Annotated in this window: 17 protein-coding genes and 1 pseudogene; all 18 read left to right on the forward strand. The window is 40.9% G+C overall.

Annotated features, from left to right (window positions below):
• Positions 1–486: pseudogene (locus B3R79_RS00590) on the forward strand (SDR family NAD(P)-dependent oxidoreductase); the annotation flags it as partial.
• Between the two features lie 17 nt (positions 487–503).
• Positions 504–1,478, forward strand: a complete 975-nt coding sequence (locus B3R79_RS00595; RefSeq protein WP_293693149.1) for a helix-turn-helix domain-containing protein — start codon at positions 504–506, stop codon at positions 1,476–1,478.
• A gap of 36 nt (positions 1,479–1,514) precedes the next feature.
• Positions 1,515–2,522: a helix-turn-helix domain-containing protein gene (locus B3R79_RS00600; RefSeq protein ID WP_293693150.1), complete on the forward strand. Its 1,008-nt coding sequence runs from the start codon at positions 1,515–1,517 to the stop codon at positions 2,520–2,522.
• 108 nt (positions 2,523–2,630) lie between these two features.
• Positions 2,631–3,260, forward strand: a complete 630-nt coding sequence (gene upp, locus B3R79_RS00605) for a uracil phosphoribosyltransferase (RefSeq protein WP_154454563.1) — start codon at positions 2,631–2,633, stop codon at positions 3,258–3,260.
• Between the two features lie 160 nt (positions 3,261–3,420).
• Positions 3,421–4,011 carry an ATP-dependent Clp protease proteolytic subunit gene (locus B3R79_RS00610; RefSeq protein WP_154454564.1) on the forward strand — a complete coding sequence of 197 codons (591 nt, stop codon included), beginning with the start codon at positions 3,421–3,423 and terminating at the stop codon, positions 4,009–4,011.
• Positions 4,012–4,114: 103 nt separating this feature from the next.
• A complete protein-coding gene (locus B3R79_RS00615; RefSeq protein ID WP_154454565.1) occupies positions 4,115–4,543 on the forward strand; it encodes a YlbF family regulator in 429 nt (142 codons plus the stop codon).
• Positions 4,544–4,546: 3 nt separating this feature from the next.
• Positions 4,547–4,798 carry a DUF2129 domain-containing protein gene (locus tag B3R79_RS00620; protein WP_154454566.1) on the forward strand — a complete coding sequence of 84 codons (252 nt, stop codon included), beginning with the start codon at positions 4,547–4,549 and terminating at the stop codon, positions 4,796–4,798.
• A 103-nt stretch (positions 4,799–4,901) separates the two neighbouring features.
• Positions 4,902–6,083, forward strand: coding sequence for an ABC transporter substrate-binding protein (locus tag B3R79_RS00625; RefSeq protein ID WP_293693151.1), 1,182 nt, complete (start codon positions 4,902–4,904; stop codon positions 6,081–6,083).
• Positions 6,084–6,134: 51 nt separating this feature from the next.
• Positions 6,135–7,019, forward strand: coding sequence for a branched-chain amino acid ABC transporter permease (locus B3R79_RS00630; RefSeq protein ID WP_168260452.1), 885 nt, complete (start codon positions 6,135–6,137; stop codon positions 7,017–7,019).
• Between the two features lie 3 nt (positions 7,020–7,022).
• On the forward strand, positions 7,023–7,976 hold the full coding sequence (locus tag B3R79_RS00635) for a branched-chain amino acid ABC transporter permease (RefSeq protein ID WP_154454569.1): 954 nt from the start codon (positions 7,023–7,025) through the stop codon (positions 7,974–7,976).
• Positions 7,976–8,740 (forward strand): ABC transporter ATP-binding protein, encoded by a 765-nt coding sequence (locus B3R79_RS00640; protein WP_293693152.1) that lies wholly within the window; start codon positions 7,976–7,978, stop codon positions 8,738–8,740. The genes B3R79_RS00635 and B3R79_RS00640 overlap by 1 nt, the downstream gene beginning before the upstream one ends.
• Entirely contained in the window at positions 8,740–9,450 is a 711-nt protein-coding gene (locus B3R79_RS00645; RefSeq protein WP_293693153.1) for an ABC transporter ATP-binding protein, read from the forward strand. The genes B3R79_RS00640 and B3R79_RS00645 overlap by 1 nt, the downstream gene beginning before the upstream one ends.
• Positions 9,451–9,563: 113 nt before the next feature.
• Positions 9,564–10,223, forward strand: a complete 660-nt coding sequence (locus B3R79_RS00650; RefSeq protein ID WP_154454572.1) for a CBS domain-containing protein — start codon at positions 9,564–9,566, stop codon at positions 10,221–10,223.
• Positions 10,224–10,335: 112 nt separating this feature from the next.
• Positions 10,336–10,965 (forward strand): dTMP kinase, encoded by a 630-nt coding sequence (gene tmk / locus B3R79_RS00655; protein ID WP_168260454.1) that lies wholly within the window; start codon positions 10,336–10,338, stop codon positions 10,963–10,965.
• 17 nt (positions 10,966–10,982) lie between these two features.
• On the forward strand, positions 10,983–11,858 hold the full coding sequence (locus tag B3R79_RS00660; protein WP_293693154.1) for a DNA polymerase III subunit delta': 876 nt from the start codon (positions 10,983–10,985) through the stop codon (positions 11,856–11,858).
• Complete coding sequence (ricT, locus tag B3R79_RS00665; RefSeq protein WP_204984256.1) at positions 11,855–12,655, forward strand: regulatory iron-sulfur-containing complex subunit RicT; 801 nt, start codon at positions 11,855–11,857, stop codon at positions 12,653–12,655. Before B3R79_RS00660 ends, ricT begins: the two co-directional genes overlap by 4 nt.
• Positions 12,648–12,968: a DNA replication initiation control protein YabA gene (gene yabA, locus B3R79_RS00670; RefSeq protein WP_154454576.1), complete on the forward strand. Its 321-nt coding sequence runs from the start codon at positions 12,648–12,650 to the stop codon at positions 12,966–12,968. Before ricT ends, yabA begins: the two co-directional genes overlap by 8 nt.
• A gap of 7 nt (positions 12,969–12,975) precedes the next feature.
• Positions 12,976–13,845 (forward strand): 16S rRNA (cytidine(1402)-2'-O)-methyltransferase, encoded by an 870-nt coding sequence (gene rsmI / locus B3R79_RS00675; protein WP_293693155.1) that lies wholly within the window; start codon positions 12,976–12,978, stop codon positions 13,843–13,845.
• Positions 13,846–13,883: the final 38 nt, after the last annotated feature.

Consider the following 13,883-nt stretch of genomic DNA (forward strand, 5'->3'; position numbering starts at 1 on the left):
GTTTAGCGGAATTGATTCAACTAGTATTGCCACATATGCGTAAACAAAAATCAGGACGCATCATCAACGTTTCATCAATGGGTGGTTTACTTTGGTGCTTGGTACCATGCAACAAAATACGCCGTAGAAGCTTTGTCTGATGCTCTTCGTATGGAAACCTCTGACTTTGGTATTGACGTTTCAATCATCGAACCAGGTGGTATCAAAACGGATTGGGGCTTCATCGCAGCTGACAAATTGGAAGCATCTGCAAAAGGTGGAGCTTACGAAGAACAAGCTACAAAAGCAGCAAAAGGTATGCGTAGCCAATATTCAGGTAACATGATGTCTGATCCAAAAATCATTTCACGTGCGATTTCAAAAGCGGTCAACAGCCGTCGTCCTCGCCCACGTTACTTGATTGGTATGGGAGCTAAACCACTTGTCTTCCTACACACTATCTTACCAACTCGTCTATTTGACTATATTATGAAACACGCAAGCTAATTAAGGGGAAATAAATTATGAAATTAAGTGTGAGTGACCAATATTTTCAATTTTTAAAAAGCATTGATGTTGACTTAGACCAATTACCTGAGTCACTGCGCTATCAAGAAGATTATCAAAAAGAAGAATTCGCGTTATCAACACTTGATTACTTCCATTTATTAACCGCTTTGGACGAACTCTTGACGGATGAGCAAATTTTAGAAATGAGCTGTCTGAAAAACATCCAAATGATGATGCCACCGTTTTTTGCCGCTTTGTCGTCAAAAAACGGCTTGATGGCTATCAAGCATTTTGCAACATTTAAACGCATCACAGGACCAATCATTGTGGATATTGAAACCTTTGATGATTTGGTGCGAGTGAGCTACCGTTACGATTACACAGGCTTGGAATTGCCACGCTTTGCGGTCTTAAATGAGCAACATTTGATTTTGGATATGATTCGGACAGGAACAGGTGAAGCCATCAAACCTGTTCGTATAGGGGTTCCTTTCGAATACGGTCAAGAAGCCTTAGAATCATTTGGTTGCCACGTGGAATACACCGAAGGTAATGAAATTATCTTCAACAAGGCTGACTTAGAACGCCCATTTATCACAGCTAACAACATCATGCTGGATTATTTGGAGCCGCAATTGAAAGAACGCCTAGCTGAAGCTATTTCTGGTGAAAGCTTTACAGGTGTTGTCCAACAAATGCTCTACAAAGCTATTCCAAGTGGGGAATTCTCAGTTGAGGATATCGCAGTAGCCTTGGGTATTAGCAGCCGCGCCTTACAACGTAACTTGAGTGCTGAAGGTACCAAATTCAACCAAGAATTGCAAAACGTTCAAAAATTATTAGCATTAAGTTACTTGAAAAAACCAGAAATGACTACTGATGAGGTCGCGTATTTGATTGGTTATGCTGAAGTTTCTTCTTTCTCACGCGCCTTCAAAAAATGGACTGGAATGACCATCACCGAATACAAAAATTCAACTGACGATTAGCATCGTCCGCTCTTAAAAAGGATAAGCACGCCAAAGATGAAGTTAATCATTACACCACAGTTTCAAAGTTTCCTGTCTTCCATAAATATTCAAATGCGAGATATTTTGGAAAAAGCCGAGCTGCCCAATAAATTTTGGCAAGACGAAATCGAATACGATGCCGCTCAATACTTGAAATTGGTTAAAATATTGGAAGAAGAGATTTCAGATGAGGTCATTTATTCGATTAGTCAGCTAGTTAACGTCAAAATGCTGGTTCCTCCCTATTTTTCAGCCTTGTCTTGCCGTAATGGTTTAGAGGCCTTGGAACGCATTGAAACCTATCGAAAAAGCAATGGATCTGCCCTTGTTCATGTGGAGGATTTAGGGGACACTATTTCTATTCAGTTTTCTTATATGCTACCTGACAAGCCTCTACCACGTTTTCTCATTATTAATCAGCAATTGCTTTTATTAGATGTTTTGAGGACTGGAACGGGCGTTGATATTCATCCCATTTCAGTCACTACTCCTTATCCTTACGAGGATATCTTACATGACACATTTGCTTGTCCGATACAAATAGATGCAGATAATCAAATGCTGCTGGCTAAAGCCGATTTGGAAAGGTATTTCTCTCCTTCTCACAACATGATGTGGTCTTACTTAGAATCCTTATTTGACCAAAACTATACCTTTTCACCAGTAGCAGAAGATAGCATGACAGCAAAACTTCGCCGAGAACTCAAACGCAGTATCCCTAGCGGTAAGGGAGATTTGAACACCCTTGCTAAACGTTTAGACACTAGCTCAAGAACCTTACAACGTAAACTCGTCGCTGAAGGGACTAGCTTTAATAAAGAACTGCAAGAAGTGCAAAAAGCCATGTTCTGCTCCTATCTGCAATTGCGTCTATCTACTGAGGATATCTTATACTTGCTTGGTTATGCTGAAAGTTCAAGCTTACTAAGAGCCTTTAAACGCTGGACAGGCATGACCTTTAAACAATACCAAACCAAATTATTAACCGAACTTAATCTTTCTCATCAACAAAATATTAGCTGAGCAAAGGCACAAAAATGATGACATTTGTCAGTCAATCATGAGCATATTTTTCGTATTTCTGATATAATTGATAGGGTTATACCAAAAAATGAAAAAGGGAGTAGAATTATGGGAAAATTTCAAGTTATCTCACATCCATTGATTCAACACAAATTGTCTATTTTGCGTCGCTCAACAACGTCAACCAAAGATTTTCGTGAATTGGTTAATGAAATTGCCATGTTAATGGGTTATGAGGTATCACGTGACCTTCCTTTAGAAGAAGTCGAAATCGAAACACCTATTACAAAGACAGTTCAAAAACAATTGGCTGGTAAAAAATTAGCTATCGTTCCAATCTTGCGCGCAGGTATTGGGATGGTTGACGGTTTTCTTAGTCTAGTACCAGCAGCCAAGGTTGGTCACATTGGTATGTATCGTGACGAAGAAACCTTACAACCTGTTGAATACTTGGTGAAATTGCCAGAAGATATTGACCAACGTCAAATTTTCGTCGTTGACCCAATGTTGGCCACTGGTGGTTCAGCCATTTTAGCAGTGGATTCCTTGAAAAAACGTGGTGCTGCTAACATTAAGTTTGTCTGCCTCGTATCTGCTCCTGAAGGGGTCAAAGCCTTGCAAGAAGCTCATCCAGATGTGGATATCTACACCGCCGCTTTGGATGAAAAACTAAACGAACACGGCTACATCGTTCCAGGTCTTGGCGATGCTGGTGACCGCTTATTTGGAACAAAATAATATTCAGAAAACTTTCTAGTTTCGGCTAGAAAGTTTTTAAAAAGCGACGTTTTTATTTGACCTTTGTTGACCAATTGACTATAATAAACTCATATCAATCGAGCACAGCACAATCCTTGATAAACAGCTTGCTCTGACTATTTAAAAAAGGAGAATATTTATGATTCCTGTAGTAATTGAACAAACAAGCCGCGGTGAGCGTTCATACGATATTTATTCACGTTTATTGAAAGACCGTATTATCATGTTGACTGGACCTGTTGAAGATAATATGGCAAATTCAATCATTGCTCAACTCTTATTCCTTGACGCCCAAGACAATACTAAAGACATTTACCTCTATGTCAATACTCCTGGTGGTTCAGTATCTGCTGGTTTGGCGATTGTGGATACAATGAATTTCATCAAATCAGATGTTCAAACTATCGTTATGGGTATGGCAGCATCTATGGGTACCATCATCGCCTCTTCAGGTGCTAAAGGCAAACGTTTCATGTTGCCAAATGCTGAATACATGATTCACCAACCAATGGGTGGTACTGGTGGCGGTACACAACAAACAGATATGGCTATTGCTGCTGAACACCTTTTGAAAACACGTCAAAACTTAGAACAAATTTTGGCGGATAATTCAGGACAACCGCTTGAAAAAGTTCACCTTGATGCTGAACGTGATAACTGGATGAGTGCCCAAGAAACCCTTGAATATGGCTTCATCGATGAAATCATGGTCAACAACGAATTAAACTAAGGCATAAGCCTTATCATAAAAGTCTGCTCTTGCAGGCTTTTTTTGTGCTATTTTGAAAACAAGGTGAGGGTACATTTTCAGACAAATATGGTATAATCGATTTATGTTGACAATTGATGACCAATTATTAGCCATTGATGATGCGATTGATGAGGTTGTTGCAGCCTTTTTAGCCTTAGATAGCGTACAAGATTACCTTGCGGTGCGGCAAGTCTTTCTCTCAGATAAGGCTTTGCAAGAAGACATTGCAGTTTTTCAAGCCCTGCGGCAAGAATATGAGGCTGTTGAGACTTATGCAGCTTTTCGCCCTGAAGTCAAAACCTTGCGTCGTCAATTGGTTCAAACAAAAAGAACAATTGATATGCATGAGAAAATGAGTGCTTTGCGGCAAAGTGAAGTTGCGGTGCAAAAGATTTTAGCAGAATTGACCCAAGACATCTCGTCAGTGATTTCATCTGCTATTTTTGTGGATACGGGACTGCCCCTAGCCGCCCACTCATCTCATCACCAATGCCATCATAAAGGAGGATAAGCTATGTTTGAAAAGACGGAACGACAAGGGATTATCGTTTATTTGTATTATAATCGTGATGCGCGAAAGTTGGCAAAATACGGCGATGTCCTCTATCATTCTAGAAAAATGCACTATCAAATTTTGTATGTCAATAAGGCCGATGCGCCAGCCATTGCAGACGAAATTGCCCGTTTGAAATTTGTGAAATCAGTTTCATTGTCACAATTGGACAATATTAACCAAAATTTTGTAGGCAATCTGGAAAATTTTTGATATAATATAATTTCTGATAACTAAAATTTATTTAATATAAAAAATTTTCTGATAATTCAGTATATTTTATCTGAATTATCAGGTATTGAAGGAGAAAGATGCTATGAATAAAAAGGTTACCACATTTCTGTTGCCTTTTTTAGCAGCCCTTGTTTTAGTTGGTTGCAATAAGTCGCCAGATGTTACCGCAAACGCCACAGGAACAACCATTGGCGATACGTTGAAAATCGGTGTCAATTTGGAATTGACAGGTTCGGTTGCGGCCTACGGTAATGCCGAAAAAAACGGGATTAACCTAGCAGTTGAGCAAATCAACAAGGCTGGCGGGGTTGACGGCAAAAAGATTGAAGTCATCACCAAGGATAATAAATCGGAAAATGCGGAAGCATCAACAGCTGCTACAAACTTAGCGGTTCAAAGCCAAGTAAATGCAATGATTGGCCCAGCGACATCAGGTGCCGTAGCAGCAGCCAGCTTGAATGCTCAAAAAACGGGTGTCCCTTTATTGACGCCTAGTGGTACGCAAGATGATTTGACCATTGACAAAGATGGCGTGAAAAAATACATTTTCCGTACAACTTTCCAAGACAGTTTCCAAGGTCAGGTTCTTGCTCAATACGCTTACCAAAACTTGAATGCTAAAAAAGTCGTTCTTTATTATGACAATTCAAGTGACTATGCCAAAGGGATTGCCGAAGAATTTCAAAGAGTTTACCCAGGTGAAATCGTAACGGTGGCCACTTTTGCCTCAGGCGACAAGGATTTCCAATCAGCTTTGACAAAATTCAAAGATTTGGATTATGATGCGATTGTCATGCCAGGATACTATACAGAAACAGGTATCATTACAAAACAAGCGCGTGATATGGGCATTGAAGTGCCAATCTTGGGTCCTGACGGATTTAATGACGATAGTTTTGGTGACTTGGCTGGTGTGGCCAATACACACGACGTTTACTACGTTTCAGGTTATTCTACCAAAACAGCTCTTTCAGATAAAGCAACGCAATTTATTGAAGCTTACAAGAAAAAATACGGTTCTGAGCCTAATATGTTTGCAGCCTTGGCTTATGATTCGGTTTACATGATTGCAGAAGCTGCCAAAGGTGCTAAAACGTCTATTGGCATTGCTGATAATTTGGCGAAACTCTCTCAATTTGACGGGGTGACTGGTACCATGACGATTGATAAAGATCACAATCCAATCAAAACCGCTTTGATGGTTAAGATGGAAAATGGTGCAGAAGCCTCAGCTGAAGCAGTCGAAATCAATGGGAAAAACTAACGAATGTTTTTTGCAACGTTTATATCACATCACTAGAAAGTTTGGTATTATATGTTTTTAGAACAACTTCCCCAACAACTGGTTAATGGTATTATTCTGGGCAGTATCTATGCCTTACTTGCCCTTGGATACACCATGGTGTATGGGATTATTAAATTGATTAACTTTGCTCATGGCGATATTTATATGCTGGGGGCATTCATTGGGTATTATGCGATTAGCGCTTTGCACATGAATCTTTGGATGGCTTTGATTGTGACAATGATTACAACGGCTATTTTTGGGATGCTTATCGAATTTCTGGCCTATAGACCTTTGCGCCATTCGACACGTATTTCTGCTTTGATTACAGCAATTGGGGTATCCTTCTTGCTGGAGTATGGCATGGTCTTTTTGGTCGGTGCTAACACGCGTTCATTCCCACAAGCTATTAAAATTGTCAATTACCACATTGGTTCGATTACTGTAACAAATATTCAGTTGCTTATCCTTATTGTGGCTCTTGTTTTGATGGTGGCTCTTCAAATTATCGTTAGAAAAACGAAAATGGGGAAAGCCATGCGTGCAGTATCTGTTGACAGCGACGCAGCAGAATTGATGGGGATTAACGTCAATTCAACCATCAGCTTTACCTTTGCTCTTGGTTCAGCACTAGCTGGTGCTGCAGGTGTCTTGATTGGATTGTACTACAATTCAATTGAGCCGTTGATGGGAATGACTCCAGGTATTAAAGCCTTTGTCGCTGCCGTTCTCGGTGGTATTGGTATCATTCCAGGGGCTGCTTTAGGTGGTTTTGTCATTGGAATTTTGGAAACGTTATCCATTTCTCTAAATCTTTCAAGCTATCGTGATATCGTTGTGTACGGTGTTTTGATTATCATTTTATTAGTAAGACCAGCTGGTATTCTCGGTAAAAACGTAAAAGAAAAGGTGTAGAAAATGAAAAAAAATCTAAAAGTAAATCTTTCATGGCTGGCCTTGATTGTTGTTCTTTATGCCATTTTAGAGGTTTTAACCCGCACAAATATTTTAAACTTGTACTACGTGCAAATTTTGATGGGGATTGGTATTAGTATCTTGATGGGGCTTGGAACCAATTTGGTTCTTGGCTTCTCAGGGCAATTCACCTTGGGGCAGGCTGGTTTCATGGCTATCGGTGCTTACGCAACAGCCATCATGACTCAGCAAAATCCAACTTACGGTGGCTTTTACCTATCAATGCTCGTTGGGGTTCTCATTGCCGTTGTGGTTGCCCTTATTTTTGGGATTCCGACCTTGCGGTTGAAGGGGGACTATCTGGCCATCGCAACCTTGGGTATGGCTGAGATTATCCGTATCTTGATTGTCAATGGTGGCGATTTGACTAACGGAGCTGCTGGTTTGACTGGTATTTTACCTTATACTACATGGCCTGTTATCTTTGCCTTTGTTGTGGTGATTACCATTTTAGTCTTGAATTTCCTACGTTCATCAATGGGACGTCAGGTGATTGCCGTTCGTGAAGATGAAATTGCAGCCGAAGCTATGGGTGTCAACGTGACCAAGATGAAAGTGCTGATTTTTGTGATGGGGGCTATTATTTCATCTATCGCAGGTTCGCTTTATGTGGGTTACATCGGTACAGTTGTTCCTAAAGATTTCACCATTATGAAATCTATCGACTACTTGATTATCGCCGTTCTTGGTGGACTTGGTTCTATTACAGGAACGATTTTAGCGGCGGTTGCCCTAGGTATTTTGAATATGTTCTTGCAAAATATCTCAAATCTTCGTATGATTATCTATTCTCTTGCCCTCATTTTGGTTATGATTTTCCGACCAGGAGGACTTTTGGGAACGAAGGAATTCACGTTATCTCGATTCTTTAACAAAACTAAGGGAGGTAAGCAGTAATGGCACTTCTTGATGTTAAAAAGCTCACCAAAAATTTTGGCGGATTGACAGCCGTAGGTGATGTTACCATGCATCTCAATGAAGGTGAATTGGTTGGCTTGATTGGTCCAAACGGTGCTGGAAAAACCACACTTTTCAACTTGTTAACAGGTGTTTATGAGCCAAGTGAGGGAACTGTGTCACTTGATGGTACCATTTTAAATGGCATGAAACCTTATAAAATTGCGTCTTTGGGCTTGTCGCGTACCTTCCAAAACATTCGTTTGTTTAAGGAAATGACGGTTTTGGACAATGTTTTGATTGGGATGGCTAATCAAACCTCTCCGCATCTTTTAGCTAGTTTCTTGCGCTTGCCAAAATACTACCAAAGCGAGGAAGAATTGTGTCAAAAGGCCTTGGATTTATTGGCTATTTTCAATTTGGAAACAGAAGCTGATACTCTTGCTAAAAATCTTCCTTATGGGCAACAACGCCGTTTGGAAATTGTGCGTGCCTTGGCAACCAAACCCAAAATTCTCTTTTTGGACGAGCCAGCAGCAGGGATGAACCCGCAAGAAACAGCAGAATTGACAGAACTCATCCGCAAAATCAAAGACGAATTTAATATCACGATTATGCTAATCGAACACGATATGAGCCTTGTCATGGAAGTAACAGAGCGCATCTATGTGCTTGAATATGGTCGTCTGATTGCCCAAGGAACACCAGACGAAATCAAGACCAACCAACGTGTTATTGAAGCTTACTTAGGAGGTGAAGGGTAATGGCGATGTTAAAAGTGGACCACTTGTCTGTGCATTACGGTGTGATTCAAGCGGTTAAGGATGTTTCTTTTGAAGTCAATGAAGGCGAAGTCGTGACCCTTATCGGTGCTAATGGAGCTGGTAAAACCTCTATTCTCCGTACGATTTCAGGTTTGGTGCGTCCAAGTGCTGGCGAAATCAGCTTTTTAGGAAAAGAGATTCAGAAAGAGCCAGCTCGTAAAATTGTGGCTTCTGGTTTGTCGCAAGTTCCTGAAGGCCGACACGTTTTTCCAGGAATGACGGTTTTAGAAAACCTTGAACTAGGTGCCTTTTTACGCCGTGACCGTGAAGAAAATCAAAAGAATTTGAAGAAAATTTTTGACCGTTTCCCACGTTTGGAAGAACGTAAATCACAAGACGCTGCAACCTTGTCAGGTGGTGAACAGCAAATGCTTGCTATGGGAAGAGCCTTGATGAGTCAACCCAAATTATTGCTTTTAGATGAACCATCAATGGGATTGTCGCCAATTTTCATTCAAGAAATCTTTGACATTATCCAAGATATCCAAAAACAAGGAACAACAGTCTTGTTGATTGAGCAAAATGCCAACAAAGCCTTAGCCATCGCTAACCGTGGTTACGTTTTGGAAACAGGTAAGATTGTCTTGTCAGGAACAGGTGAAGAATTATTGGCTTCTGAAGAAGTGCGTAAAGCTTATCTAGGAAGCTAGTGATAATTGCCAATAGTATCACTTGACTGCAACTAGCATGAACCATTTCCCTGATATCAAAAGAAAGCGTTATATGGTATAATAGTTGCGAAAAAAGGATTTGGAGAAATGATATGCCAGTAAAAGATTTTATGACGAAAAAAGTTGTCTATGTGTCGCCTGATACGACAGTAGCGCACGCGGCTGATATGATGCGCGAGCAAAAGTTACGCCGCTTGCCTGTTATTGAAAACGATAAACTTGTCGGTCTTGTCACTGAAAGAACCATGGCAGAAGCTAGCCCTTCTAAAGCAACGAGCTTGTCCATTTATGAAATGAATTATCTGCTCAATAAAACCAAGATTCGTGACGTGATGATTCGAGAAGTGGTGACGGTTTCCCCTTACGATAGGCTGGAAGATGCGATTTACCTCATGATGAAAAATCACGTTGGTATTTTGCCTGTTGTGGAAAACAATCGCGTACATGGTATTATCACCGATAAAGATGTTTTCAAAGCCTTTCTTGAAATTTCAGGATATGGCGAAGAAGGGGTGCGGGTTATTATCTCAGCAGATGATACTGTGGGCACTCTGGCTAAAATCACAGAAACCATTTCAGCGGATAATCTAAATATCAAACGCACGGTGGTTGCCACACGCAAGTCTGGTAAAGTTGCTATTGAAATTCAAATTGACGGAAAAGTGGATCCATCGCATTTAGAAAAAGCCTTGCTGGCCAAGGGTATTCAAGTGGATTCTATTGAATTGACAGAAGCCAAATCATTGGATTAACAAGGATTTAGCTAGGTTGTTACACAAGTCTATTTAGGTGCTGCCATATTCGGTAGTGCCTTTTTGCTATATTTTTGATAGAATAGAAGTAATAAGTTTGGAAGGAATTTTCATGAAAAACGGAGTAATCATCTCTTTTGAGGGACCTGACGGATCTGGTAAAACCAGCGTTTTAGAACGCATCATTCCACTATTGCAAGCGCAAGGGCTTAGTGTCTTGGCGACACGAGAGCCAGGTGGTGTGGCGATTGCAGAGCGGATTCGAGAGGTGATTTTAGACGTCCATCACGTTAATATGGACTATAAGACGGAATTGCTTTTGTATATGGCAGCACGTCGTCAACACTATGTGGAAAAAGTCTTGCCAGCCTTGGAAAATGGGAAGATTGTACTGATTGACCGCTTTATTGATAGCTCGATTGCTTATCAGGGCGCAGGGCGTGGTTTGGATGAGGCGACCATTACACAACTCAATGATTTTGCAACAGACGGTCGTAAACCTGATATTACCATTTATTTGGATATCGAATCAGAACTTGGCTTGCAACGCATTGCTCAAAATGCTGAACGTGAGGTCAATCGTCTGGATTTGGAAAAATTAGATATGCACCAACGCGTGCGTCAAGGCTATTTGCGTTTGGCAGAACAGGAAAAAGACCGTATTGTGACCATCGATGCCTCACGTGACTTGGACAGCGTCGTTGAAGAGGTGTATCAGGTGATTTTACAACACTTAGCGTAGGTAGTAGGAAAATGAAAATGGATTTGGAAAGCTTGCAGCCTCATCTTTTTGAGGAATTCAATCACATCTTAAGGTCAGATAGGATGAGCCATGCCTATCTTTTTTCTGGAGATTTTGCGAGCTTGGACTTTGCCCTTTACTTAGCTAAAAGCCGTTTTTGTGAGCATTTTCAAGATGGCTTGCCTTGTGGCAAGTGCCGTGAATGTGTTCTCATCGCTGAGAATGAATTTTCAGATGTGAAACAAATCAAGCCAACAGGTCAAGTTATTAAAACAGATACGATTCGTGACTTGTTGCGAGACTTTTCACGCTCAGGTTTTGAGAGCCAATCGCAAGTTTTTATCATTCAGGATTGTGACAAGATGCATCCAAACGCCGCTAATAGTCTGTTAAAATTCATTGAAGAGCCGCAAAGTTCGTCTTATATGATTTTGCTGACGAGTGATGAAAGCAAGGTCTTGCCAACCATCAAGAGCCGTACCCAAGTCATTCGTTTTCCAAAAAACGAGGCGCTATTACGCAAACAGGCTGAAGAAGCTGGTGTTTTAAAGACACAGGCAGAGATTTTGGTTGCCTTGGCTAAGACACCCCAACACCTTGAAAAATTGATACAGGATAAAAAGGTTGAGGAGTTGTTGCAAGCGAGCGAGCGTTTTGTCGCTACCTTGTTTAAAGACACGGATACGGCTTATTTGGAAGTCAATGGGTTGGTGAAGTTGGCTCCTGAAAAAAGCGAGCAAGAGTTGGCTTTTCAGTTGTTGACTTTGTATTTATCCAAACACCTCGAGCGCAAACAAACTTTGGTTTATTTGGAAAAGGCTTATCAAGCTCAGCAAATGTGGAAAAGTAATGTGAGTTTTCAAAACGTATTAGAATATATGGTGGTTTCATGACAGAAGTATTGCGTATCAAATATAAAGAAACAGGTGGCATTGCCTATGTCTTGCCTAATCGCTGCTACAAACTTGGCGAGCTGGTGGTTGTCAAAAACAAAAAAGGCAATCGCTTAGCAGAAGTGGTCTGCGAAAATCAGGACATTGACGACACAAAATTACCAGCTGAAATGGATGTGATTTCGCGAGCAGCTGATGCCAAGGATATCAAGCATTATCAAGACAATAAAGCCTTTGCCAAAGACTCTTTTGAGGCTGTCAATCACTTGGTTGCTCTCAATCAATTGCAGATGAAGGTCATTGATATCGTCTTTCCTTTGGAGCGCGATTATGTGCTTATCACTTTTTCGGCGGAAGAACGGGTTGATTTTCGAAAATTGCTGCGTGATTTGGCTAGTCATTTCAAGACAAGGATTGAATTAAGACAGATTAACAATCGGGAGGAAACCAAGGTTTACGGCGGTTTGGGCCCTTGTGGTCGTACGCTTTGTTGCTCAACTTTTCTGGGTGAATTTCCACCTGTTTCCATCAAAATGGTTAAAAATCAAGGCATGTCACTGAGCACAGGCAAGACAACTGGTCGCTGTGGTCGCCTCATGTGTTGCTTGAGTTTTGAGGATGATTTTTACAGAGAAGCCAAGGAAAAATTCCCTGATGTGGGAAGTGACATCGAAACGGCAGAAGGTGTGGGAAGTGTGGCCAGCATTGACGTCTTTTCAGATACCATTAAAGTGAAATTTCCTGAAAAACACGCCCTATTAACATATACTTTAGATGAGGTCAAACGATATGGATAAGAAAAAATTATTTGATGCTTTTGACGGTTTTTCGCAAAATTTGATGATTACATTGGCTGAAATTGATGCCATGAAAAAACAAGTCCAATCGCTTTTGGAAGAAAACACCGCATTGCGTCTTGAAAATGATAAATTAAGAACGCGCCTTGCCCAATTGGAAGAAAATGCTTCGGCTAAGACCTCTAAACAAGGAAAACGCTATATTGAAAGCATCTACCACGATGGCTTCCACATCTGCAACGATTACTACGGACAACGTCGTGAAAATGATGAGGAGTGCATGTTTTGTATGGAAGTGCTAGATAGAGAGTGAGGTTGTGATGCAGGTCCAAAAAAGTTATCATAACGCTTCTACGACAGGTGAATTGTATCTTGTCCCAACGCCTATCGGCAACTTTCAAGACATGACTTTTAGAGCGGTTGAGGTTTTGCAGACGGTGGATTTTGTCTGTGCAGAAGACACTCGAAACACAGGAATTTTGCTGAAACACTTTGATATACCGGTAAAACAGATTAGTTTTCACGAGCACAATGCCTATGACAAAATTCCTGAGTTGATTGCCCTGTTAAAAGACGGCAAACGTTTGGCACAGGTATCTGATGCAGGGATGCCGTCCATTTCTGACCCAGGTCATGATTTGGTCAAGGCAGCTATCGAAGAAGGCATTCCTGTCATTTCTTTGCCAGGGGCATCGGCTGGTATTACCGCATTGATTGCCAGTGGTTTGGCGCCTCAACCCCATGTGTTCTACGGTTTTCTTCCCAGAAAAGCTGGGCAGCAAAAAGAATTTTTTGAGAGCAAGAAAGCCTATCCTGAAACGCAAATTTTCTATGAATCACCTTATCGCGTGTTGGATACGCTTAGCAATATGCAGGACATTTATGGCGACCGCCCCATCGTTCTTGTCCGTGAATTAACCAAAATTTACGAAGAATACCAACGAGGAACGATTTCAGAAATCATGGAGCATATCACCCAAGTGCCTTTGAAGGGGGAGTGTCTTTTGATTGTATCGGGGCAAGATGAAACAGCTATTCCCCAAGAAAGTGTGGCTCTGAGCGACATTCTAGACTTGGTCAATGACTTGATTGCCTCAGGAGAAAAAACAAATCAAGCCATCAAAAAAGTTGCTAAAACCTATGGTTTAAAACGCCAAGAGGTTTACAACGCTTATCACAATATTGATTAAATATCCAAAAGAGTCGAGTTGCTAGCACGACTCTTTTT

It is taken from the genome of Streptococcus sp. UBA3373, assembly GCF_002360305.1.
GTDB lineage: Bacteria > Bacillota > Bacilli > Lactobacillales > Streptococcaceae > Streptococcus > Streptococcus alactolyticus.